The 20559-nt window shown below is 47.6% G+C and carries 26 protein-coding genes, 6 tRNA genes and 1 rRNA gene; 11 read left to right on the plus strand and 22 right to left on the minus strand.

The annotated features are described in order from the left end of the window. Nucleotides 1-119 precede the first annotated feature (119 nt). The 4 genes from H9X84_RS12005 to H9X84_RS12020 all read right to left on the minus strand — a co-directional run bounded on the left by H9X84_RS12005 (nucleotide 120) and on the right by H9X84_RS12020 (nucleotide 1128). Nucleotides 120-296 carry a hypothetical protein gene (locus tag H9X84_RS12005; protein ID WP_205134503.1) on the minus strand — a complete coding sequence of 59 codons (177 nt, stop codon included), beginning with the start codon at nucleotides 294-296 and terminating at the stop codon, nucleotides 120-122. Further along, the gene (locus H9X84_RS12010) at nucleotides 289-537 is read right to left on the minus strand and encodes a hypothetical protein (RefSeq protein WP_205134504.1); all 249 of its coding nucleotides are present in this window, start codon (nucleotides 535-537) and stop codon (nucleotides 289-291) included. Before H9X84_RS12010 ends, H9X84_RS12005 begins: the two co-directional genes overlap by 8 nt. Before the next feature lie 133 nt (nucleotides 538-670). Then, nucleotides 671-916: a hypothetical protein gene (locus tag H9X84_RS12015; RefSeq protein ID WP_205134505.1), complete on the minus strand. Its 246-nt coding sequence runs from the start codon at nucleotides 914-916 to the stop codon at nucleotides 671-673. Between the two features lie 50 nt (nucleotides 917-966). After that, the gene (locus H9X84_RS12020) at nucleotides 967-1128 is read right to left on the minus strand and encodes a hypothetical protein (protein WP_205142731.1); all 162 of its coding nucleotides are present in this window, start codon (nucleotides 1126-1128) and stop codon (nucleotides 967-969) included. 67 nt (nucleotides 1129-1195) lie between these two features. Here H9X84_RS12020 and H9X84_RS12025 point away from each other — a divergent pair, with 67 nt between their 5' ends. Then, nucleotides 1196-1387 (plus strand): hypothetical protein, encoded by a 192-nt coding sequence (locus H9X84_RS12025; RefSeq protein WP_205134506.1) that lies wholly within the window; start codon nucleotides 1196-1198, stop codon nucleotides 1385-1387. Here H9X84_RS12025 and H9X84_RS12030 read toward each other — a convergent pair. Then, nucleotides 1362-1568: a hypothetical protein gene (locus H9X84_RS12030; RefSeq protein WP_205134507.1), complete on the minus strand. Its 207-nt coding sequence runs from the start codon at nucleotides 1566-1568 to the stop codon at nucleotides 1362-1364. The two genes, H9X84_RS12025 and H9X84_RS12030, sit on opposite strands and share 26 nt — an antisense overlap. A gap of 230 nt (nucleotides 1569-1798) precedes the next feature. Between H9X84_RS12030 and H9X84_RS12035 the strand changes: the two genes are divergently transcribed. Next, nucleotides 1799-1966: a hypothetical protein gene (locus H9X84_RS12035; protein ID WP_205142732.1), complete on the plus strand. Its 168-nt coding sequence runs from the start codon at nucleotides 1799-1801 to the stop codon at nucleotides 1964-1966. Nucleotides 1967-2089: 123 nt separating this feature from the next. Here the strand turns inward: H9X84_RS12035 and H9X84_RS12040 are convergent, their stop codons facing one another. Then, nucleotides 2090-2302 carry a helix-turn-helix domain-containing protein gene (locus H9X84_RS12040; protein WP_205134508.1) on the minus strand — a complete coding sequence of 71 codons (213 nt, stop codon included), beginning with the start codon at nucleotides 2300-2302 and terminating at the stop codon, nucleotides 2090-2092. 175 nt (nucleotides 2303-2477) lie between these two features. Between H9X84_RS12040 and H9X84_RS12045 the strand changes: the two genes are divergently transcribed. The 4 genes from H9X84_RS12045 to H9X84_RS12060 all read left to right on the plus strand — a co-directional run bounded on the left by H9X84_RS12045 (nucleotide 2478) and on the right by H9X84_RS12060 (nucleotide 5654). Next, nucleotides 2478-2930, plus strand: coding sequence for a helix-turn-helix domain-containing protein (locus H9X84_RS12045; RefSeq protein ID WP_205134509.1), 453 nt, complete (start codon nucleotides 2478-2480; stop codon nucleotides 2928-2930). Nucleotides 2931-3005: 75 nt separating this feature from the next. Continuing rightward, nucleotides 3006-3593, plus strand: a complete 588-nt coding sequence (locus H9X84_RS12050; protein ID WP_205134510.1) for an ImmA/IrrE family metallo-endopeptidase — start codon at nucleotides 3006-3008, stop codon at nucleotides 3591-3593. 48 nt (nucleotides 3594-3641) lie between these two features. Beyond that, the gene (gene dinD / locus H9X84_RS12055) at nucleotides 3642-4466 is read left to right on the plus strand and encodes a DNA damage-inducible protein D (protein WP_205134511.1); all 825 of its coding nucleotides are present in this window, start codon (nucleotides 3642-3644) and stop codon (nucleotides 4464-4466) included. A 141-nt stretch (nucleotides 4467-4607) separates the two neighbouring features. Continuing rightward, a complete protein-coding gene (locus H9X84_RS12060; RefSeq protein ID WP_205134512.1) occupies nucleotides 4608-5654 on the plus strand; it encodes a site-specific integrase in 1047 nt (348 codons plus the stop codon). A gap of 53 nt (nucleotides 5655-5707) precedes the next feature. Here H9X84_RS12060 and H9X84_RS12065 read toward each other — a convergent pair. The 10 genes from H9X84_RS12065 to H9X84_RS12110 all read right to left on the minus strand — a co-directional run bounded on the left by H9X84_RS12065 (nucleotide 5708) and on the right by H9X84_RS12110 (nucleotide 15221). Continuing rightward, a tRNA-Thr gene (locus H9X84_RS12065) sits at nucleotides 5708-5780 on the minus strand. A gap of 34 nt (nucleotides 5781-5814) precedes the next feature. After that, nucleotides 5815-6471 carry an RNA polymerase sporulation sigma factor SigH gene (sigH, locus tag H9X84_RS12070; protein ID WP_205134513.1) on the minus strand — a complete coding sequence of 219 codons (657 nt, stop codon included), beginning with the start codon at nucleotides 6469-6471 and terminating at the stop codon, nucleotides 5815-5817. Nucleotides 6472-6487: 16 nt separating this feature from the next. Continuing rightward, nucleotides 6488-7006, minus strand: a complete 519-nt coding sequence (locus H9X84_RS12075; protein WP_205134514.1) for an NYN domain-containing protein — start codon at nucleotides 7004-7006, stop codon at nucleotides 6488-6490. A gap of 78 nt (nucleotides 7007-7084) precedes the next feature. After that, a complete protein-coding gene (gene rlmB / locus H9X84_RS12080) occupies nucleotides 7085-7834 on the minus strand; it encodes a 23S rRNA (guanosine(2251)-2'-O)-methyltransferase RlmB (protein ID WP_243423762.1) in 750 nt (249 codons plus the stop codon). Nucleotides 7835-8045: 211 nt separating this feature from the next. Further along, nucleotides 8046-8471, minus strand: coding sequence for a Mini-ribonuclease 3 (locus H9X84_RS12085; protein ID WP_205134516.1), 426 nt, complete (start codon nucleotides 8469-8471; stop codon nucleotides 8046-8048). Nucleotides 8472-8474: 3 nt separating this feature from the next. Further along, nucleotides 8475-9887 carry a cysteine--tRNA ligase gene (gene cysS / locus H9X84_RS12090; RefSeq protein WP_205134517.1) on the minus strand — a complete coding sequence of 471 codons (1413 nt, stop codon included), beginning with the start codon at nucleotides 9885-9887 and terminating at the stop codon, nucleotides 8475-8477. Nucleotides 9888-9986: 99 nt separating this feature from the next. Further along, the gene (gene epsC, locus H9X84_RS12095) at nucleotides 9987-10568 is read right to left on the minus strand and encodes a serine O-acetyltransferase EpsC (protein ID WP_205134518.1); all 582 of its coding nucleotides are present in this window, start codon (nucleotides 10566-10568) and stop codon (nucleotides 9987-9989) included. Between the two features lie 442 nt (nucleotides 10569-11010). Then, complete coding sequence (gene ispF, locus H9X84_RS12100) at nucleotides 11011-11487, minus strand: 2-C-methyl-D-erythritol 2,4-cyclodiphosphate synthase (protein ID WP_205134519.1); 477 nt, start codon at nucleotides 11485-11487, stop codon at nucleotides 11011-11013. A gap of 159 nt (nucleotides 11488-11646) precedes the next feature. Continuing rightward, on the minus strand, nucleotides 11647-13392 hold the full coding sequence (locus H9X84_RS12105; protein ID WP_205134520.1) for an NADH-dependent [FeFe] hydrogenase, group A6: 1746 nt from the start codon (nucleotides 13390-13392) through the stop codon (nucleotides 11647-11649). Continuing rightward, the gene (locus H9X84_RS12110; protein WP_205134521.1) at nucleotides 13386-15221 is read right to left on the minus strand and encodes an NAD(P)-binding protein; all 1836 of its coding nucleotides are present in this window, start codon (nucleotides 15219-15221) and stop codon (nucleotides 13386-13388) included. The genes H9X84_RS12105 and H9X84_RS12110 overlap by 7 nt, the downstream gene beginning before the upstream one ends. A 362-nt stretch (nucleotides 15222-15583) precedes the next feature. Between H9X84_RS12110 and H9X84_RS13345 the strand changes: the two genes are divergently transcribed. The 5 genes from H9X84_RS13345 (at nucleotide 15584) to H9X84_RS12130 (ending at nucleotide 19837) form a co-directional block, all read left to right on the plus strand. Beyond that, a complete protein-coding gene (locus tag H9X84_RS13345; protein WP_330612362.1) occupies nucleotides 15584-15781 on the plus strand; it encodes a hypothetical protein in 198 nt (65 codons plus the stop codon). After that, the gene (locus tag H9X84_RS12115; protein ID WP_330612364.1) at nucleotides 15733-16791 is read left to right on the plus strand and encodes an iron-containing alcohol dehydrogenase; all 1059 of its coding nucleotides are present in this window, start codon (nucleotides 15733-15735) and stop codon (nucleotides 16789-16791) included. The genes H9X84_RS13345 and H9X84_RS12115 overlap by 49 nt, the downstream gene beginning before the upstream one ends. Then, nucleotides 16788-18167: an aldehyde dehydrogenase gene (locus tag H9X84_RS12120; protein ID WP_205134522.1), complete on the plus strand. Its 1380-nt coding sequence runs from the start codon at nucleotides 16788-16790 to the stop codon at nucleotides 18165-18167. The genes H9X84_RS12115 and H9X84_RS12120 overlap by 4 nt, the downstream gene beginning before the upstream one ends. A 142-nt stretch (nucleotides 18168-18309) precedes the next feature. Beyond that, the gene (locus H9X84_RS12125) at nucleotides 18310-19485 is read left to right on the plus strand and encodes a M20/M25/M40 family metallo-hydrolase (protein WP_205134523.1); all 1176 of its coding nucleotides are present in this window, start codon (nucleotides 18310-18312) and stop codon (nucleotides 19483-19485) included. A gap of 133 nt (nucleotides 19486-19618) precedes the next feature. Further along, nucleotides 19619-19837 carry a hypothetical protein gene (locus H9X84_RS12130; protein ID WP_205134524.1) on the plus strand — a complete coding sequence of 73 codons (219 nt, stop codon included), beginning with the start codon at nucleotides 19619-19621 and terminating at the stop codon, nucleotides 19835-19837. Nucleotides 19838-20011: 174 nt separating this feature from the next. Here H9X84_RS12130 and H9X84_RS12135 read toward each other — a convergent pair. The 6 genes from H9X84_RS12135 to rrf all read right to left on the minus strand — a co-directional run. After that, nucleotides 20012-20085, minus strand: a tRNA-Met gene (locus tag H9X84_RS12135). A gap of 18 nt (nucleotides 20086-20103) precedes the next feature. Continuing rightward, nucleotides 20104-20176: transfer RNA gene (locus H9X84_RS12140), tRNA-Val, on the minus strand. A 6-nt stretch (nucleotides 20177-20182) separates the two neighbouring features. Next, nucleotides 20183-20256, minus strand: a tRNA-Asp gene (locus tag H9X84_RS12145). 20 nt (nucleotides 20257-20276) lie between these two features. Further along, nucleotides 20277-20350, minus strand: a tRNA-Ile gene (locus H9X84_RS12150). 28 nt (nucleotides 20351-20378) lie between these two features. Beyond that, nucleotides 20379-20451, minus strand: a tRNA-Thr gene (locus tag H9X84_RS12155). Nucleotides 20452-20459: 8 nt separating this feature from the next. Next, a 5S ribosomal RNA gene (gene rrf / locus H9X84_RS12160) occupies nucleotides 20460-20559 on the minus strand; the annotation flags it as partial.

The raw sequence follows: 20559 nt of genomic DNA on the forward strand, positions 1-20559 counted from the left end.
ATCTGACACCAGATGAAATGGAAGCAACATTCTGGGATCGGCAAGGAATCTAGCCGTTCCCAGAAAATATATTCAAAAATCGTGTCTTTTTTATTGACTATAGTCCACTCGCGATATCGTTAAATTTCATCCTTCTCACCTGCCAATTTGCAATATGCCCTCGCTTGTTCGTGGTAACGCACCTTCAAATCTCTGTTCTGCTGCTTCAGTTCTCTGTTTTCCTCCAGCAAAACACCGAAGGCCACGATAAATACAAAAACCACCGCCAAAACAATAATGATTGCTTTCTCAAACAAAAGAAACCCTCCCCTCCGCTTCCGCGCCTAAAAACTCATTGTACCGAAATGTCTCCCGGTATCCTCCCTCCATCTGACAAGTGAATCCGTGGAGATATAGCGCCTCTACGGTCCCTCGCCGCTCCTCTCTTCCGTCCTCACTTTTCCCGCTCTGGCGGAATACCATCCGCCGCCCCGGTTTCAGTCCTTTCCGCATGGCTTCCTCCCGCAGAAGCCGCTTCGCCTGTTCCCTGATGTCCATGATTCTTCCTCCTGTCATATACGCAGTGGGGACAGATGTATCCGTATCTCGTGTCCTGCCCCCGGGCAATGTTCCATTTCTTTCCGCAGATTTTGCAGCAGATGTATCTGTATGTTTTTTTCATAAAATCTCCCTATGTCACAAGCTGGGATACATCAATCCCGGCCAGATCCGCAATAACCCGCAACTCCTGAACCCGAAACTCGCCCGGATTTTGAAGACGGAAATTTAAAGTGCTAAGTCCTATATCCATATGCCGGCACAATTCATGCTTTGGAATCCCTATCACCCTGATCCACTTCTCCACCTCGCCGCCCATCATATTGTCACGTCTCTTGCTTTCAATCTCTGTATTCCCCAGAGGTTTTACTTTGGGCATAATCTTTCCACCTCACTTTCTCTGGTATCTTTACTACTCCCTTTTCGTATCTATTTTTGAGTTAGACGATGAACTTTTTGATAAAGAATAACAATTTCTTTTTCCCCTGATAAATTTCTGTTAATGAGTGTTTTCGTTTTTTCGATTGCACTCATTTTTTTGCTATTTTTCATGATTTCACCTTCCTTTCCCTGCGTCCTTGACTTTTCCATTTCTTTCTCCTATCCTGAAAGCACAGGCTGTTGCCGCAGCCGAGTACTTAGCGAAAGGAGAAAGCCAATGGAAACAAAAAAACTGGAACAATCTTTAGATAATGTTTTGTCTGAGTATTCCGAAAGAATTAGATCGATATTTCCCGAAGGCAGTTCTGACCCTGTTAACAGCAGTGATCTTTGTGAAATCGGCAGACAAACTTTCTATGCCCTTGATTCTTTTAAAAAAGAAATCATTGATTTTTTGAAGGATGCATAAACTCCCGTGCCAGCATATCTTCTTGTGCTGGCACAAGTTCCAGCTCTAAACCTTTCGCCAGACCATCATATCTCTGAAATATGTTTCCTAATTCTTTCAAAATCTCGTTTGCTCGTTTCAGCTCTGACAATACTTTCTCTGCGTCCTTTACTCTTACAGTGATTTTTAGTTCTTTATCCATCTTAAACACCTCCCTCAACCTGCGTCCTTTTCAAGTTCATTAGATTTAAACATAATCCAGTGTCATTTTCAGATTTATATACTGCTTGTTTTGTATTTTTTTATCTTTAGTATGAAATTTGTTGCATATTATTGTAATATGTGTTAGACTACATTTGTCCATCTCCATGCTTATGTTGAAATATATACCGTCTCATAAAACGAAAAATATTGAAGAAAGGAGATGATATTGTGTCAAATACATCCAGAATTATGGACACAACTGTGGAATTGGTTTCCGCTTTTATGAACTGCATAAACTGTAATGGTCTCCACGTTGATGATGAATCCGCAAAACAGTATGCAGAATTTATCGAAACCGTCTACAAAAAAGTTGAAGAACTAACCGTTACAGAATAATTTTCAACACTTCTGAGACTGCAGTGATTACCCTGATTGCAGTCTCTTTTTCTATTGCCTTTCCTTCTTCCAAAATCTCCAACTGTTTCAAGATTACATTTTCCGCTTTTTTTCTTGACTTTTTTAAATCGCATTCTTTTCCACCTCGCTTTCTTCCAGTAGGTACTCCATCTTGACCCCAAAAAATTTTGCCATTTTCTGAAGTTTTGTACTTGGAATTGCAGTTACACCATTGATCCAGTTATAATATGTCTTCAAAGTAATCCCTATTTCTTTTGCCAGCTCTTCTTTAGTCATTTGGTTTCTAACCCTTTCTACCTCAATATTAACAAGCATTTTATCACCTCCAATCATTTGTGTATCTAAAACAGATACCTTTAAGCGTAGTATATATCATTTTCAGATACTCGTCAATATCTTTTAAGAAAAAAAGTATCTAAAACAGATACTTTAATATTGACAGTATGTAATTGTTTACATATAATCAAATCAAAGAAAGGTGGTGCAACTAATGGAATTTCATGAAAGACTGGTTGAGTTAAGGAAAGAACGCGGCTTTACAAGAGAGGATTTCGCAGAATATTTAGGTATATCAAAATATACTCTTCGAAACTATGAACTTGGTAAGACTGAACCCGGTCACGTTTTCTTAAAATACTTGGCGAATGTTTTTAAGGTTTCTGTTGATTATCTTCTATGTACCACAGACGATAGAACTCCCTATAATAAAACTCCTGCATACACAACACAAGAAATAGAACACATAAAAAAATACCGTGACCTTGACGATCACGGCAAAGATATTATTGATACCATTTTGGAAAAAGAATACGCCCGTTGCGAAGATGAATATATTGAAATCGCCGCTCGTGGTGGTAAGTACAAAGTGAAAAAAGAATCCGTTGTCGAATTGGCGAAGAGTCTGGATACCGAACCTTATGAAGTGGATCACGACCTTTGCTGATTTCCAAAAATCTCCTAAGGAAATCCCTTAGGAATTCATTTACAATTCTGCTATTACTGAATAGGAGGATTGTAAATGTACGAACACTACAAAAAAGCAAGAGATATGTCCTGGAAAGTATTATTGGAGTGCGGAATCAACAGTCTGCCTGTGGATTTGTGGAAAATCGCAGAGCATTACCATCTGCGTATACATCCCTATTCCAGATCCAGCGTTACCCAGCTGTTCCGGGAAGATGTGCTGCAGGGCGATGGTTTTATTGTTTCTCTGGGAGACAGAAAAGAAATATTCCTAAATGACAGAATCCATAGCCGGCCACGCCGCCGCTTCACCGTTGCCCATGAGCTTGGTCATGGTATCCTCAACCATGATATAGGAGTAATCCATTACCGAAACAACGAAAACGACAGCCAGACAGATACGCAGGAACTGGAAGCGAATATATTCGCCAGAGACATTCTGATGCCTGCTACTGTCCTTGCGGCCTTAGATATACATACACCCGAAGAAATCATGAACCTCTGTGATGTCAGCCGTCGATCGGCAGAGATCCGGGCAGAACGGATGGAGGAATTGTATCAAAGAAATGTGTTTAATCGCCATCCGGAGGAAAGAAAAGTTAGAGAAGCATTTTATAGATTTATCCAAATAAATAAAAAATAAAAAAATCCCCTTGTGGTACAGCTGACCAAAATATGAAAGGAGAATTTTATGGGACGCGACATCGAAAATTATAACGAAAGTATTTTTGAAAGCATTAAGCATATCAATAAATATGGCGAAGAAATTTGGTATGCACGAGAGCTTCAGACAATTTTAGGATACAAGCAATGGAGAAGTTTTTACGAAGTGATTGAAAAAGCTAAAACAGCCTGCGAACACAGTGATTATGCGGTTTCTGACCATTTTGCGGACGTAGGCAAAATCGTAGAAGCTGGTGTTTCGAAAAAAAGTATCTTAGATATCATGCTTACTAGATATGCCTGTTATCTTATCGTTCAAAATGGAGATCCCCGAAAAAAAATGATTGCTCTTGGTCAAACATATTTTGCTATACAGACCAGAAAACAAGAATTACAAGAAGAAGATTTCCGTGTCATGACAGAGGATGAACGCCGATTACATCTAAGAAATGATGTAAAAGGATTTAATAAAAAATTAGCAACTGCTGCACAAGATGCTGGTGTTCGTAACTTTGGTAAGTTTCAGAACTGCGGGTATCAAGGTCTATATAACGGTGAAACTGCAGCTGATATTAAAGATCGTAAAGGTCTAAAAAAAGGAGAAAACATCTTGGATCACATGGGTAGTACTGAACTTGCAGCTAATTATTTTCGTATTACACAGACAGAAGAAAAACTGCGTCGTGAACAAATTAAAGGTGAAAATAACGCAAATAATACGCATTATTATGTAGGGCAGAAAGTAAGACAAACCATTAAAGATTTAGGTGGAACCATGCCTGAAGATTTACCAACTCCAGAAAAAAGTATTAAACAAATTGAAAAAGAACATAAACGATTCCCCAAAAAATAAATAATAAAAAATCCCCCTTCCTGTTGGCGCAGAAAAGAGGATTTCAAACGGCGGTCATATAACCACCTACTCGCAATAGGATTATACCATATGACCGCCTTTTTAACCATACCCAAATGACAATAAAAGGAGGTCTTTTTTATGCCAACAGCAAAAAAACTGCCTTCCGGAACTTGGCGTGTGCTTGTTTACAGCCACACAGAGTACGTTGATGGCAAGCCCAAGAAAAAACTAAAAAGTTTCACTGGCGCAACAAAAAAAGAGGCCGAATACAAAGCCTCTCTATTCCAAATGCAAATCAAGGATAAAGCCTGCCATAATATCACACTGGAAGATGCTCTTTTGGGCTATATCGACAGCAAGGATGGGGTATTATCTCCTTCCACTATTCGCGGCTATAAGCAGATCCAGCGTACCTATCTTTTGGATCTCCAGAAAAAGAATCTTCCGTCTATTACGAATCTCGATGTGCAAATTGCGCTAAATGCGGAAAGAAAAAGCAGACAACTCTCACCTAAAACCATGCGAAATATCGTTGGACTGCTATCCGCTGCCATTGGATTATATCGAGAGGATTTCATCTTGAAAGTCACCCTTCCGGAAAAGGAACGCTATGACTATCATATTCCCAGCCAAACCGATATCATGAATTTATTGGCCCGTACGGAAGGAACTGATCTTCATACAGCAATTCTATTAGCCGCGTGCCTTGGACTGCGTAGGGGCGAAATTTGCGCTCTCAGATGGAATGATTTTGACTGGAACACCAAAACGGTTAAGATCAACAAGGCTGCTGTCCTTACGGCAGAAGATACGTGGCAAACAAAAAATCCAAAATCCTATGCCGGCAACCGTGTCCTTTCCATTTCCGATGGCTTAGTTAAAGAACTGGAAAAAATAAAATCCACTGGAAAAGTAATTGAAGCTACACCGACACAGATTTCCCATCGTTTTATTCGGGCCGTAAAATCTGCGGGACTTGAACATTTCCGCTTTCATGACCTCAGACACTTTAACGCCTCGCTTATGTTGGCTGAAGGTATCCCAGATAAATACGCTATGGAACGTATGGGACATGCCACTCCATCTATATTAAAAAGCGTCTATCAGCACACAGAAAACGAAAAAAGAACAGAAATCAATTATGTTATGAATGGGTGTATAGATAGGTTTTTACAGAAAGGTTAACACAAATGTAAACATAAAAAATAAAAACCCCGATAACATCAGGGTTTTTAGAAAGCTACCGACGGGACTTGAACCCGTGACCTCCGCCTTACCAAGGCGACGCTCTACCTACTGAGCCACGGTAGCATATAACCGGCTTTTTGATTGCCGCTTATATATACTACCACACAGAGCCTGTTCCGTCAAGATTTTTTTCATACACAAATTTCTCGAGTTTTTTCTTCACTCTCTGGAGGGCATTATCAATGGATTTCTCCGGCTTATCCAGCAGGCTGGCGATCTCAAAATAGCTTCTGCCCTGCAGGTACAGCAGCAGCACACGGCTCTCAAAACGGCTCAGATTTTTTACCATCTGATTCTCCAGAAAACTCTTATTCTCCTGGCCGATAAGCAGCGCCTCGGGATTCAGCAGTTCCCCCTCCTGGAGCATATCCAGATAGGTTTCCTCGGATTCATCCTCAAACACAGGTTTATTCAGGGAAATATAGGAATTTAAGGGCTGGTGCTTCTGTCTTGTGGCCGCTTTGATGGCTGTAATCATCTGGCGGTTGACACAAAGCTCCGCAAAACTGCGGAAAGAGGCGTTTCTGGCACTGTCATAATCCCGAATGGCCTTATACAGCCCGATCATGCCTTCCTGAATAATATCCTCATTATCGGCGCCGATCAGAAAGTAAGCCCTGGATTTGGCTTTCACCAGCGGTTTATACTTATCCAGGAGATATTCCTCCGCCTTGGCATCCCCTTTTTGGGCAGCACAGACCATTTCCTCATCCTGATTCTGTTGTATTGTCATTTCTTTTTGTTTATCTGTCATAGAAACCTCATCCGTTCTATTTCTTCCGCCGCAGGGCCTCCAGCCATTCCAGCGATTCCTCGTCCAAATGATCCGCCAGCATATTGTTTTTCGGCGGCCGTTTCTCAATATATTTTTCCCGCAGTTCCTGTTCCACACGGTTCACTTCCCGGTGCAGTTCTCTGGCGCTCATACGGATGGCACCCTGTCCATAAATAATCAGCTGTTCCAATCCGTCCGCCGTAGCCACACGCACCCGGTAATGCTTGGGCAGGGATGTGACCACACGTTCAATATAGTGGTCCGCCGTTTCCGCTTCCTTCGTATAAACCACGTAGATATTATTATATTTCGTCACGGAACCGGGACTGCCTTTTACCAGATAGGCGTCAAACACCAGTATGATTACAGCGCTGTGGACGCCCTTATAATTAGACAGCAGATCCATCAGCTTCACGCGGGCGCTTTCCAGACTGACGTCCTCCATAATCTCTCTGAGCTCGTCCCAGGCATGGATAATATTATACCCATCCACCAGAAGATAATCCTCCTGCATCGGCAATCCCTCCTTCCGTCGTATTTTTGGGCGATGGTGTCATCATACCACAGATTTCGCGAAAATGCAAAAATCTTCTCAGAACCGGCGCTGACGCACCACTTCATACATCAGCAGCGCCGCCGCTACGGAAGCGTTCAGGGAAGAAATTTTCCCATACATGGGGATCGATGCCGTAAAATCGCAGTTTTCCTTGACCAGGCGGCTGACGCCGTCACCCTCACTGCCGATGACCAGAGCCAGCGGGCCTTTCATATTGGTATCGAAATGATCCAGCCCCTTCATATCGGCGCAGGCAATCCACAGGCCTTCCTTTTTCAGATATTCCATGGTCTGGACGATATTGGTGACCCTTGCCACAGGCATATATTCAATGGCCCCGGCGGAGGTCTTGCCCACAGTTGCGTTCAGGCCCACAGAACGCCGCTTGGGGATAATAACGCCATGGACGCCGGCACATTCCGCCGTCCGCAGGATGGCACCCAGATTATGGGGATCTGTGATCCCGTCCAGCAGCAGCACAAAGGGATCTTCCCCTTTTTCTCTGGCCGCCGCCAAGATATCCTCTACCTCCACATAATTATGGGCAGACACCAGGGCGATGACTCCCTGATGATTCTTCGTCTGGGAAATTTCGTCCAGCTTCTGGCGGCTCACCTCCTGGATCACCACGCCTTTTTCCACTGCCATGGCAATGATACGCTTGATGGTGCCTTCCACATTTCCCTTAGCTACCATGATTTTCTCAATATCCCGGCCGCTGCGCAGCACCTCCAGAATGGCGTTTCTGCCCTCCAGCTGGTTTTCATTCTGTTCCTGTTCTTCCAAAGGAGCTTCATCTCTTCTGGGACGGAACGGTCTCCTTTCCTTTTCCCTTGTTCCGAACTTTCTTTCTTTTTTTCCGTTGTCGTTTCTTCTTTTCTCCACGAAAAACCTCCTGCGCCTTCGCGCTGTTTTCTGCCTGTTTTTTCTCAAAACCGGCCCTTTCCCTAAACACAGCAAAAAGCCGATGGGGCAAAGCCCCGCATCGGCTGTTTCTTTACTTCTCTATTTCCTGCGCCATCCCCATACGGAACAGTTCCACCGCCCGTTCCATCTGCCCCGCCAGATACAGATAGCCAAAAATAGCCTCTACACCAGTGGCATGGCGGTAATCCATCAGATCCGCGTTTTTTGGGGTGGTATAGGATTTGGCGTTGCGTCCTCTGCGGAACACCGCCGCCTCCTCCTCCGTCAGACCGTCGGCAATCCGGTAGTAAAACTCCGCCTGGGCCTTGGCATTGACCATATCTCTGGCCCGTTTATGCAGGCGGTTTACCGGCATATTTCCGTCTGTCAGCACGGTGGTGCGCACCATCATTTCATAGACAGCGTCTCCAATATAAGCCAGGGCCAAAGGAGAAAGCTCTTTGGGATCGGTGGTTCCCCCTTTGCCCAGCATCAGCTCAATCGCTTCCAGATTCATGGCTTAACCTCTGAACCACTGTACACCCTGACGGGTATCCTTGATGGTAATGCCCATAGCGGCCAGTTCATCACGGATAGCGTCTGCCGCAGCGAAATCTTTTGCTTTCTTTGCTTCCGCTCTCTTTGCGATCAGGGCTTCGATCTTTGCTGTTTCCTCATCGGATACTTCATCTTCTTTCAGCTCCGCAACACCCAGTACGCCGCAGAGGTGATCCAGCATATCCTGAATCTTCTTCGCGTATTCCTTGGAAACACCAGCTTTTACGGCGATGTTGCTGAAACGAACCAGTTCATAAATTACAGATACAGCGTCCGCGGTATTGAAATCATCGTCCATAGCCGCTTCGAACTGATCTTTGTATTTTTCCAGTTCCGCCGCCTGTGCCGCTTCTTCCTCTGTCATAGCGGAATCCGCTGCGTTATTGATATAGAAATCCAGTTCTTTTCTTGCGTTTTTGATACGTTCCAGACCATTCTGGCAAGCCTGCATCAATTCTCTGCTGAAGTTGATGGGGCTTCTGTAATGGCCGTTCAGGATAAAGAAACGGATCACTTCATAAGGGAACTGTGCCGCGATATCTCTTACGGTGAAGAAGTTGCCCAGGGATTTGGACATCTTTTCGTTGTCTACGGTAATAAAGCCATTGTGCAGCCAGTATTTCGCGAACTGGCATCCATTAGCCGCCTCACTCTGGGCAATTTCGTTTTCATGGTGAGGGAAAATCAGGTCTTCGCCGCCGGCATGGATATCAATGGTATTGCCCAGATGGTGCTTTGCCATAACGGAGCATTCAATATGCCAGCCGGGTCTGCCGTCACCCCAGGGAGAGGGCCAGCTGGGTTCGCCTTCTTTTTTGGGTTTCCACAGTACGAAGTCAGTGGAATTTCTCTTGGCATCGTCGATGGTAACACGTTCGCTGGCGCCGGCAATCAGTTCATCCAGGTTCTTTCTGGACAGTTTGCCATATTCGGGGAATTTCTTTGTATCATAGTATACAGTGCCATTGTCCTCATAAGCATAGCCCTTGTCGATGAGGGTCTGGACCATTTCGATGATGCCGTCCATCTCCTGTGTTACACGGGGATGTACGGTAGCGCGTCTTACGTTCAGACCGTCCGCGTCATGGAAGGCTTCCTCGATAAAGCGGTTGGAAATGGCTTCCATAGTGGAACCTTCTTTGTTGGCACGGTTGATGATCTTATCGTCCACGTCTGTGAAGTTCTGTACATAAGTTACGTCATAGCCTTTGTATTCCAGGTATCTTCTTACGGTGTCAAATACAACGTAAGGTCTCGCGTTGCCGATATGGATATAGTCATATACCGTAGGGCCGCAGACATACATTTTTACCTTGCCCTCTTCCTGAGGAATAAATTCTTCCTTCTGTCTTGTCAGTGTATTATATACTTTCATGGTCCTTCATCCTTCCTTTTGTCAAAGCATATTACTCTATATTAGATTATATCACAAATTCCGCTGCCGTCATATGTTTTTCTGAATTCCTTCCGAGGATCAAACCGCTTTTTTCTTTTTGCCGGTAAATTCGGAAGGGTCTGTGGGTTTGATACGAATGCCATCTTTTCTGACGATTTTTGTGGGAGAGCCTACTGCCGTCACATTGGCGGGGATATCCTCCAGCACAACGGAACCGGCGCCGATCTTTGTATTGGCACCAATGGTCACAGGGCCCAGGACGATGGTTTCCGCACCGATCAGCACATTATCCCCTACGGTCGGATGACGTTTTACCTTATCTTTGCCGGTACCGCCCAGGGTAACGCCATGATAAAGCATTACATTGTCGCCGATCTCTGCCGTTTCCCCAATGACAACGCCCATGCCATGGTCAATAAAGAATCTCTTGCCGATCTGTGCGCCGGGATGGATCTCAATGCCGGTCAGGCCACGGGAAAGCTGGGAAATGACTCTCGCTACGAAAAACATTCTCTTTTTGTAGAACACATGGGCAATCCGATGATTGATTACCGCCCAGAAGCTGGGGTACAAAATCACCTCGATGGTACTTCTGATGGCCGGGTCTTTTTCTTTTACTACATCCACCATTTCATTCAGTCTTGCCAAAATCGCTTTCATCACATTTTCTCCTCTCGATACTGTTTGCTCTGTTTATGATACTGCAGCACGAAATAAGGTGTTCCTGCGCTTTTTGTTTTGTAACCGGCGGATGAATAAAAAAAGCTCCGTCTTTACAAAACTGTAAAGACGAAGCTGTATTTACTCCGTGGTCCCACTTTACTTAGACGGTCTGATTTCCATAGAAATAGATACCGTCTCACTTTTTCGACTGTAACGTTGTCACCGGAATCAAGCTACTGAAAATAAATTTCGTTCGCCCGTTCAGTTCAGGAACGCACTTCATCCTCCTCGCCCTGTAAACGGCTCTCACCCATGTATCTTAAGACGGTGACAGTCAAGCCTATACAGTGTATAAACTCAAATCTCATCGCCTCTCACCACGGCCGTTATTCTCTGGCAGGTGATAAAAGGACTACTCTTTTCCATCATCACTTTTGTCTTATTTCGTTTTTTCCAGAAGGCACACAGCCGAAGCGGCAATGCCTTCTCCCGCTCCCGTAAAGCCCAGTCCTTCCTCCGTTGTCGCCTTAATATTGATCTGGTCCACATCTATTTGCAGAACCTCCGCGATGATCTGTCTCATCTGCGGGATATAAGGCTTCAGCTTAGGACGCTGCGCAATTACTGTTGCGTCGATATTCATTATACAATATCCCTTATCAAAAATCAACCCCAAAACGCAAGATAATAATTTTTTACTGTCCGCGCCTTTGTACTGGGGGTCCGTATCGGGGAAATGGCCGCCGATATCTCCCAGAGCCGCCGCCCCCAGCAGAGCGTCCATAATGGCATGGAGCAGCACATCCGCGTCGGAATGACCCAGCAGTCCCTTTTCATAAGGAATCTTCACGCCGCCTAAAATCAGGTCTCTGTCCTCCACCAGCCGGTGCACATCATAACCGGAACCGATCCGCATGATCCTTTCCGCCTCCTCTCTTGTTTTACACGCTTTCTGTTTCTCTATGGTATGCTTTTTTCTTTTTCCTGTCAACCAAAAGACTGTGTCTTACGGAAAAAGAGAAGGCATACCTTCCCTCTTTGAGGTAGATATGCCTTCCAAACTACTCATTTCTTTTTATTTTTCGTCCATTCGTTCCTCTCTGGGCATCTTCCAGCCATGATGGTCCGTATGGAGCAGATGATGGGCTTTTTCGCTCAGAGGCTCGCCCAGGAAATCCTTGTAAAGGGCCTGTACGGCAGGATTGTCATGGCTGAAGCGCAGCTCGGAAATATCATCCAGGAAATACAGATGATTGCCGCGGCGTTCCGCCTGTTCCAGACCGTCCTTCATGGGCTGACCGCCGCCGCCGGCACAGCCGCCGGGACAAGCCATAATCTCCACGAAATCATATTTTACAGTACCCCTCCGCAGCGCCTTGACCAGCTTTCTGGCATTGCCCAATCCGCTGGCAACGGCTACTTTCAGGTCCTTGCCCGCCAAGGTAAAGGTAGCCTCTCTCCATCCGTCCTGACCTCTTACATCTTTAAAGGCATCCGGCGCCGCGTTTTCTCCATTTACCAGGAAATAAGCACTGCGCAGAGCCGCCTCCATAACGCCGCCGGTAACACCGAAAATAACACCGGCGCCGGTCGCCTCGCCAATGGGAGAATCGAAAGGAGAAATCTCCAGATCCGCCGGATTGATATGATCCGCCCGGATCAGACGCACCAGTTCTCTTGTGGTCAGCACCAGATCCACATCCTGTCCGGCACCGGCGTCCGCCATGGTCGGCAGGATATGTTCGCTCTTTTTGGAGATGCAGGGCATAATGGAAACACTGAAAACCTCTTCCTTGGGAATCCCCAGTTTTTCCGCATAATATCCTTTGATGACAGCACCGAACATCTGCTGCGGGGATTTTGCCGTAGACAGACAGTCTGTCATATCGGGATACTGACTCTTTAAGAACCGAATCCATGCGGGACAGCAGGAGGTAAACATGGGATATTTATGCTCGCCTTCCGCCAGACGGTGCAGCAGCTCACTGCCCTCCTCCATAATGGTCAGGTCAGCGGCGAAATCCGTATCGAATACATAGTCTGCACCCATCTGCTTCAGCGCGGTAACGATTTTGCCCGCTGCCGCATCCTTTTCGGAAAGTCCCAGTTCCTCGCCCCATGCGGCACGCACCGCCGGCGCGATCTGCACGATAACTTTCTTTTTGGAGTCCGCCAAAGCGGCATAGAATTTATCGGTATCATCCCGTTCACTCAAAGCGCCTACGGGACAATGGGTCACACACTGACCACAGAAGGAACAGTCAGAGTCCATGATTCTGTTGTTATAAGCCACGTCTACGGTGGTTCTGGCACCGGTGCCCTCTACGTCCCAGATATGCAGATCCTGCACCTTGTCACAGATCTGGATACAGCGCATACACTTGATGCACTTGGAAGCGTCCCGGATCAAAGGGGAACGAGGGCTCCACTGATAGGGAGGAACCTTCATCTCAAAAGGAATTTTTCTAATTCCCAGATCATTGGCCAGATCCTGCAGGGTACAGTTGCCGCTGCGCAGACACATGGCACATTTACTGTCATGCTGAGACAGAATCAGTTCCACATTGGTCTTGCGCACTTCCCGGACCTTGGGGCTATTGGTATGCACCACCATGCCCTCGCTGACTACGTTATTGCAGGAGGAGACCGTTCTGTCTACACCTTCCACCTCAACCACACAGACACGGCAGGCGCCGATTTCATTGATGTCTTTCAGATAGCACAGACTGGGAATGTGAATACCTGCGTCTCTTGCCGCCTGCAAAATGGTGGTATTTTCTTTTGCCTGTATTTGTTTGCCGTCGATGGTCAGATTTACCATTTGTCAACCCTCCCTCCTTTGAAGTTGCCATAGCCGTAATGGTCGCACCGCAGACAGCGGCTGCTTTCCTGCATGGCCTCTTCATGGGTCAAACCACATTCGATCAGATTAAAGTCATGATTTCTTTCTCCGGCGTTTCGTTCCGTAGTATTGACACGGCCGCCTGCAGGATAGAAGTGCAGCTTCGGCGCGGGGATCTCCACATCCACGGTAATGGCATGGTTAAAGCCCAGATATTCGTCGATATTGGCCGCCGCTACCTTCCCGGCCGCGATGGCGCGGATGACTGTGGCGGGTCCTGTTACGCAGTCGCCGCCGGCGAATACGCCTTCCACATTTTCAAAATCACTGCTTGCCAGCGCGTCGATAACACCCCGCTTGATGGGTACGCCGTATTCCTCAAAGGGCTGTGTCTCAATGCCCTGACCGATGGCTACGATAATAATATCACAGGGGATACGTACCGGAGGCGCGTCCGCCGCCACAGGACGGGGTCTGCCGCCGCTGTCCATAGGCCCTACGATCTGGGGCTGTGCCCACAGAGCCGTTACATTATCATCCTCGTCGCCGGCGATTTTCAAAGGCGCGTGCATACACATGATCTCACAGCCTTCGCCGATGGCGCCTTCTACTTCATCCGGCAGCGCCGTCATATCTACCTTTCTGCGGCGATATACGCAGGTAACGCTGGCCGCCCCCAGACGCTTGGCGCTTCTGGTACAGTCCATGGCTACGTTGCCGCCGCCGATGATTACGACACGCTTATTGGTAAAGTCCGGCATAGCGCCGTCCCCGATATTGCGCAGCATCTGTACAGCGGACATTACGCCACGCTTGTCCTCACCCTCGATCCCCAGCTTTTTGTCGCTCTGGGCGCCGATGGAGATATAGATACAGTCAAATTTTTCCTTGATCTGGGCCATGGTAATATCCTCGCCCACAGTTACGCCGGTATGTACCGTAATGCCCGTAGACAGGATGGCTTCAATATCCTCGTCCAGCTTTTCTCTGGGCAGACGATAGCTGGGGATGCCGTAGCGCAGCATACCGCCCAGTTTTTTATGCTTTTCAAATACTTCTACGTGATGGCCCATCAGCGCCAGATAATAAGCGGCGCTCAAACCGCCGGGGCCGCCGCCCAAAACGGCGATCTTCTTCCCTGTGGGAGGGGCACATTCCGGTACCGGCACAATACCGGCATGATCTACGGCATAGCGTTTCAGCGCGCGGATATTGATGGCGTCATCCACCATATTTCTTCTGCACCGCGCCTCGCAGGGATGCTCGCAGACCATAGCGCAGGCAGCCACAAAAGGGTTGTCCTTCCGGATCAGACGCACCGCGTCGGCATAGCGTTCATGGGAAATCAGGGAAATATACCCCGGGATATCCACATTGGCGGGACAAAGGGCCACGCAGGGCACCGGCTGATAAATATTAAACAAACAGCGTTTATTGTTGATATGCTCCAGATAATCGTCCCGGAACCCAATAACGCCTTCCAGCACCATCTTCGCCGCTTCAAAACCGATGGCGCAGTCCGCCGAGTTTTTAATGACGCGGGCTGTTTTCTCGATCAGTTCCAGATCCGCCATCGTTCCATCTCCATCCAGTACCTTTTCCAGCAGCAGCTGCAGCTGGCTCAGGCCTACACGGCAGGGTACACATTTCCCGCAGGTCTGGGCATGGCATAATTTCAAAAATGCCGCCGCCATATCCACGGGACAAAGCCCCGGGGGACTGGCCGTGATCCTGCGTTCTACGTCCCGATAAAGGCCTTCCACTACGGTCTGGGCACGATCGGGCGTAATGATAGTCAATCTGCTCATAACAAGCACCTCCCTCTTCTTTTCCTGCATCATAAGCGGATATGCCATGGCTGTCCATCCGGAAAATCTCCGGTCAGGTTCATGAAATACCGCATGATATTCCTCTTATTCATTTATATTATACCATAAGACGACCGAACTTTTATATACCCAGCGCCATCAAAAACATATCAAAAAAACTTATCGGCATATTATTTTTTTTCATCCTTCACAAATCCCCTGTTTTTCCTCTTTCTTGACACCCATTTTCCTTTATGCTATGCTACATTATAATGTAAAAAGAAGCCACATGATCGCTTTGTTCTTTCATGTGGTTTTCTTAGGTCCGCCAGAAAGCGCGGAAAAAGAGAAGGAGAACTATCATGAATCCTATAACAAAAACATACTGCCGTATTTACCAGAATCTGTTCCGCATCGCCATTCCTTTTCTGCCCTACCGCAAACCGGCGCTGCTCCACCATGTGGAAGCTGTGGTGCCTTTGCTGCATAAAAAAACATCTCCCGGGTATTTTTGGTTACAGACGCCAATATCCGTAAATCGGGCGTTACACATCATTTAGAAGAGATTTTGGCCCAGGCCGGCATCATCTGCACCGTTTATGACAAAACAACACCCAATCCCACCACAGATTTGGTAGAGGCCGCCAGAGAAGTCTATCTTCTGGAGAACTGCCAGGCCATCATCGGCTTTGGGGGCGGTTCTTCCATAGACTGCGCCAAAGCCGTCGGCGCACGCATCGCCCGTCCCCGGAAAAGTCTGGCAAAAATGAAAGGCATTTTACGGGTCATGCGAAATCTGCCTTTGCTGATTGCCATTCCCACCACGGCCGGTACGGGAAGCGAAACGACGCTGGCCGCTGTCATTACGGACAGCCATACCAGACACAAATATCCCATCAACGATTTTCCTCTGATTCCTGCCTACGCCGTGCTGGACCCGGAGGTGACCCGCGGACTGCCGCCTTTTGTGACGGCGACCACAGGTCTGGACGCTCTGACCCATGCCGTTGAGGCTTATATTGGCAACTCTACCACAGAGGATACCCGCCACGACGCTCTGACGGCGGTAAAGCTGATCTTCGGCAATCTGAAACGAGCCTATGACAACGGGAACGATATGGAAGCCCGCCGAAACATGCTCCAGGCGGCCTATTTCGCCGGCAGTGCCTTTACGAAATCCTATGTGGGCTATGTCCACGCCATAGCCCATTCTCTGGGAGGACGGTATAATACGCCCCACGGACTGGCCAATGCCGTACTCCTGCCTCATGTGCTGCGGGCTTACGGCAAAACCGCATGGAAAAAGCTCCATATTCTGGGCATGGCGGCAGGCGTATCCACGCCGCATGATACACACCAGGCAGGAGCGGAAAAATTTATCCGGGCCATAGAAGGGCTCATGGAACAGATGCAGATTCCCAGAACCATTCGAGGCATCCGCGGACGAGATATCCCCATGCTGGCCAAATACGCGGCAAAAGAGGCAAATCCCCTTTACCCCGTTCCCAAACTTATGACAGCCAAGCAGCTGGAAAAATTCTACTGGATGATAAAGGAGGCACACAAATGAAGGCAGAAGAAATCAAAGCCATTACCAGAAAACAGCGGAAATTTTTCGCCACAGGCAAAACACTGGATGTGGCCTTTCGTATGACCGCACTGAAAAAACTGAAACAATCCATCCTGCGCCACGAGCGGGAAATCTGTCACGCATTGGCCCAGGATCTGGGAAAAAGCCCCTCAGAAAGCTATCTGTGCGAAATTGGCATGGTCCTCAGCGAACTTTCCCATATGCTGCGCCATACAGCCAAATACGCCGCGCCCAGACGGGTCAGAACACCCATGGCCCAGTTCGCGGCCTCCAGCTTCATACAGCCCTCCCCTTACGGCGTGGTGCTTATTATGAGCCCATGGAACTATCCCTTTATGCTGACCATGGACCCACTCATTGACGCTCTGGCAGCAGGCAATACAGCGGTGGTAAAGCCCAGCGCCTATTCTCCCCATACCAGCCAGGTGATCCAGACCATTCTGGAGGATTGTTTCCCGCCCGCCTATGTAGCCATGGTCTCCGGCGGCAGAGCGGAAAACCAGTATTTGCTGGAGGAACCCTTTGATTATATTTTCTTTACCGGCAGTCAGGCTGTGGGGAAAGAAGTCATGCGCCACGCGGCGGAACATCTGACCCCCATCACACTGGAGCTGGGCGGCAAAAGCCCCTGTATCGTAGACCAGACCGCCGATCTGCGTCTGGCGGCGAAGCGTATTGTTTTTGGAAAATTTCTCAACTGCGGACAGACCTGCGTAGCGCCGGATTATATTTACTGCCACGAAAGTATCGCCAAAGATCTGGTCTATGAAATCCGCCGCCAGATCTGTCGCCAATTCGGTCACGAACCTCTGAAAAATCCGAACTATGGCAAAATCATCAATAAAAAGCATTTCCGCCGTCTTTCCGGGCTGATTCCTTATTCCAGAGTGGTCTGGGGCGGCAAACTGGACCCGGAAGCGCAACGTATAGAGCCCACCGTCGTGTACCCCGCCTTCTGGCAGGATGATGTTATGCAGGAAGAAATCTTCGGCCCTATTCTGCCCATCCTTACCTTCCGCACCATGGAGGAGGCTATGGAAAAAATCAACTCTCTGCCCCATCCGCTGGCATTATACTGCTTCACCCAAAACAAAGAAGCGGCAAAGCTGGTGATGAAACACTGTCTTTTTGGCGGCGGATGTATCAATGATACCATCATCCATCTGGCTACCGCCGAAATGGGCTTCGGCGGCGTTGGCGCCAGCGGCATGGGTGCTTATCATGGCAAAACAGGCTTCGATACCTTTTCCCATCACAAAAGCATTGTGGACAAGAAAACGTGGATCGACCTGCCCATGCGTTATCCGCCCTACCAGCCTCTCTCCGATATGCTGGTACGCTTTTTCCTGAAATAATATGGATTTCCTTACAGCAGGAAACGCTTCTCTCGCAGAAGACTTCCTGCTGTTTTTCTGTCTTTTTTTCCAAAGTATGGTATAATAAACCCATAGTTTTTTGATCGTAAAATAAGTCATCATATACAAGGAGGAATCTTCCATGGATACCAATCTTATCATTCGTGCCGCAAAAGAAGGCGCGGAAAAATATTTTCCTGCCCAAATGGAACTGCTGGAGAAATTCTCCGGCATTGACTGCGGTACTGGAAACGTAGAAGGCAACGCCAAAGTCACCGCTTTGATCCGGGATATTCTAGAGGAAATGGGTGCTGAAACAAAGTTTGTCTTTGCGGAAGGTCTGGGCAACCATATCGTTGCGTCCATCAAACCGGAAGGCGCACAGGGCAAAATCGTAATCAACGCTCATACGGACACAGTTTTCGGCGAAGGCTTTACGGCAGCCCATCCCTTCCACATTGAGGGGGATTATGCCTATGGTCTGGGCATTGGCGACTGCAAAGCCGGCATCGCCGTTTCTCTTTATGCCGTAAAAGCGGCGATGGAAGCCGGCCTGCTGCCCAAAAAAGAAATCAAATTCATTTACAACTGTGACGAGGAAATTGGTACCCAGTCCGGCAGCAAAGTTTACGCAGAAGAAGCTGTCGGCGCGGACTATGCCTTCGTATTTGAAGGCTGTGACGTGAAGGATGGTGTTTACAGCGCAGTTACCTCCCGCCGCGGCGTTATTCTGGGGACCATCGACGTAACCGGCAGAGAGGCCCATGCGGGCGCGGCTTATCTGGACGGCAGAAGCGCCATTCTGGAAATGTCCCATAAAGTTATTGAATTATATGGCTTTAACGACTATGACCGTGAAATTTATTATAACGTGGCGCCCATTGAAGGCGGACGGCCCAACGGTATCGTTGCAGGCAGTGCCCATGCGGAATTCTGCTGCGCAGGGCTTCCTACCAACGCCTCCTTTGCGGAAGCGGAAGCTAATATTATGTCTTTGGAAAAAAGCACCACTGTTCCTGACTGTACCGTAAAAGTGGGCTATCGCACGCTTTTCCCTGCCATGGAAAAAAGCGAGCAGAATCATAAGGCCTATCTGCCCGTAGAAAAAGCCTCGAAACTGCTGGGTATCCCTACTGCGGAAATCGCGGAACCCACAGCCACAGACGCGGCTTATTTAAGTTCTTTGGGCATTCCTACCGTAGACGCCATGTCTGCCGTTTGGATCGGCATTCACACCACTGAGGAATGTATCTATATGCCTTCCCTGAAGGATAAAACCGCTCTGTTCATCGGCACTTTGGCATACCTGAACGAATAAACCATCACAGGAGGTATCGCATTTCCAAAATGTTTTGCCTCCTGTTTTCTCTTTCTCCTGCCGCAGCACTTTACGAAAAAAAAGGAACGTGATATGATAGAACAAATTCAGCAAATTTATAAGGAGGTTCCTGATGAAAGTTGAGACAAGACTTATTTGGGCTGCCGTCTGTGCTATTTTATTTTTCCTCTATGAATGGCTCTATAAAGGGACCATTGACTGGTATCCGCCAATCGTGGCCTTTGCTCTTGTATATTTTGTGGCGCCCTACGTTTTTACAAAACAGTTTTTCCTGGGAAACCGGGAGTTAAAAAAGAAAAATAAAGACGCATCTTCTGAAGATGACAAATAAACATGCCGCATCTTCGCGGACAATTTCATAGGAAAACAAAGATAGCTGGAATCCTTTATGCCGCAAGGATTCCAGCTATCATATTTTTATCGGAGAAATTTTTGGAAAACTGTTTAATATCATGGAAATAATAAAAGACTCCTGGAACAAAATTCCTGAGTCCAATAAAAAAAGTAGCGGAGAAGGGATTTGAACCCCTGACACTGCGGGTATGAACCGCATGCTCTAGCCAACTGAGCTACTCCGCCACATTTCAGAAAAAAACATGGGAGTTACAGGGCTCGAACCTGTGACCCTCTGCTTGTAAGGCAGATGCTCTCCCAGCTGAGCTAAACTCCCATGAAACGACTCAGATGGGGCTCGAACCCACGACCTCCGGCGTGACAGGCCGGCGCTCTAACCAACTGAGCTACTGAGCCATATGCAATTTTAATAAAAATGGGTCTTCAGGGACTCGAACCCAGGACCGTCCGGTTATGAGCCGGATGCTCTAACCAACTGAGCTAAAGACCCAAAGAAACCGCATTTTTAAAAAAAAGAAAGCCGATGAACGGACTCGAACCGTTAACCTGCTGATTACAAGTCAGCTGCTCTGCCAATTGAGCCACATCGGCAAATTGGATTCCGGCGACCATCTACTCTCCCAGGCAGCTCCCCACCAAGTACCATCGACCGCTTAGGTCTTAACCGTCGTGTTCGGAATGGGAACGGGTGTGTCCCCT

The organism is Anaerotignum lactatifermentans, from assembly GCF_016902535.1.
GTDB classification, from domain to species: Bacteria; Bacillota; Clostridia; order Lachnospirales; family Anaerotignaceae; genus Anaerotignum; species Anaerotignum lactatifermentans_A.

Bases quoted from the DNA above. Each gene is read 5' to 3' on its own strand.
- H9X84_RS12010 (WP_205134504.1), bottom strand. From the start codon at position 537: ATGGACATCAGGGAACAGGCGAAGCGGCTTCTGCGGGAGGAAGCCATG.
- H9X84_RS12015 (WP_205134505.1), bottom strand. From the start codon at position 916: ATGCCCAAAGTAAAACCTCTGGGGAATACAGAGATTGAAAGCAAGAGA.
- H9X84_RS12020 (WP_205142731.1), bottom strand. From the start codon at position 1,128: ATGGAAAAGTCAAGGACGCAGGGAAAGGAAGGTGAAATCATGAAAAAT.
- H9X84_RS12025 (WP_205134506.1), top strand. From the start codon at position 1,196: ATGGAAACAAAAAAACTGGAACAATCTTTAGATAATGTTTTGTCTGAG.
- H9X84_RS12030 (WP_205134507.1), bottom strand. From the start codon at position 1,568: ATGGATAAAGAACTAAAAATCACTGTAAGAGTAAAGGACGCAGAGAAA.
- H9X84_RS12040 (WP_205134508.1), bottom strand. From the start codon at position 2,302: ATGCTTGTTAATATTGAGGTAGAAAGGGTTAGAAACCAAATGACTAAA.
- H9X84_RS12045 (WP_205134509.1), top strand. From the start codon at position 2,478: ATGGAATTTCATGAAAGACTGGTTGAGTTAAGGAAAGAACGCGGCTTT.
- H9X84_RS12050 (WP_205134510.1), top strand. From the start codon at position 3,006: ATGTACGAACACTACAAAAAAGCAAGAGATATGTCCTGGAAAGTATTA.
- dinD (WP_205134511.1), top strand. From the start codon at position 3,642: ATGGGACGCGACATCGAAAATTATAACGAAAGTATTTTTGAAAGCATT.
- H9X84_RS12060 (WP_205134512.1), top strand. From the start codon at position 4,608: ATGCCAACAGCAAAAAAACTGCCTTCCGGAACTTGGCGTGTGCTTGTT.
- sigH (WP_205134513.1), bottom strand. From the start codon at position 6,471: ATGACAGATAAACAAAAAGAAATGACAATACAACAGAATCAGGATGAG.
- H9X84_RS12075 (WP_205134514.1), bottom strand. From the start codon at position 7,006: ATGCAGGAGGATTATCTTCTGGTGGATGGGTATAATATTATCCATGCC.
- H9X84_RS12085 (WP_205134516.1), bottom strand. From the start codon at position 8,471: ATGAATCTGGAAGCGATTGAGCTGATGCTGGGCAAAGGGGGAACCACC.
- cysS (WP_205134517.1), bottom strand. From the start codon at position 9,887: ATGAAAGTATATAATACACTGACAAGACAGAAGGAAGAATTTATTCCT.
- epsC (WP_205134518.1), bottom strand. From the start codon at position 10,568: ATGAAAGCGATTTTGGCAAGACTGAATGAAATGGTGGATGTAGTAAAA.
- ispF (WP_205134519.1), bottom strand. From the start codon at position 11,487: ATGCGGATCGGTTCCGGTTATGATGTGCACCGGCTGGTGGAGGACAGA.
- H9X84_RS12105 (WP_205134520.1), bottom strand. From the start codon at position 13,392: ATGGTAAATCTGACCATCGACGGCAAACAAATACAGGCAAAAGAAAAT.
- H9X84_RS12110 (WP_205134521.1), bottom strand. From the start codon at position 15,221: ATGAGCAGATTGACTATCATTACGCCCGATCGTGCCCAGACCGTAGTG.
- H9X84_RS13345 (WP_330612362.1), top strand. From the start codon at position 15,584: ATGAATCCTATAACAAAAACATACTGCCGTATTTACCAGAATCTGTTC.
- H9X84_RS12120 (WP_205134522.1), top strand. From the start codon at position 16,788: ATGAAGGCAGAAGAAATCAAAGCCATTACCAGAAAACAGCGGAAATTT.
- H9X84_RS12125 (WP_205134523.1), top strand. From the start codon at position 18,310: ATGGATACCAATCTTATCATTCGTGCCGCAAAAGAAGGCGCGGAAAAA.
- H9X84_RS12130 (WP_205134524.1), top strand. From the start codon at position 19,619: ATGAAAGTTGAGACAAGACTTATTTGGGCTGCCGTCTGTGCTATTTTA.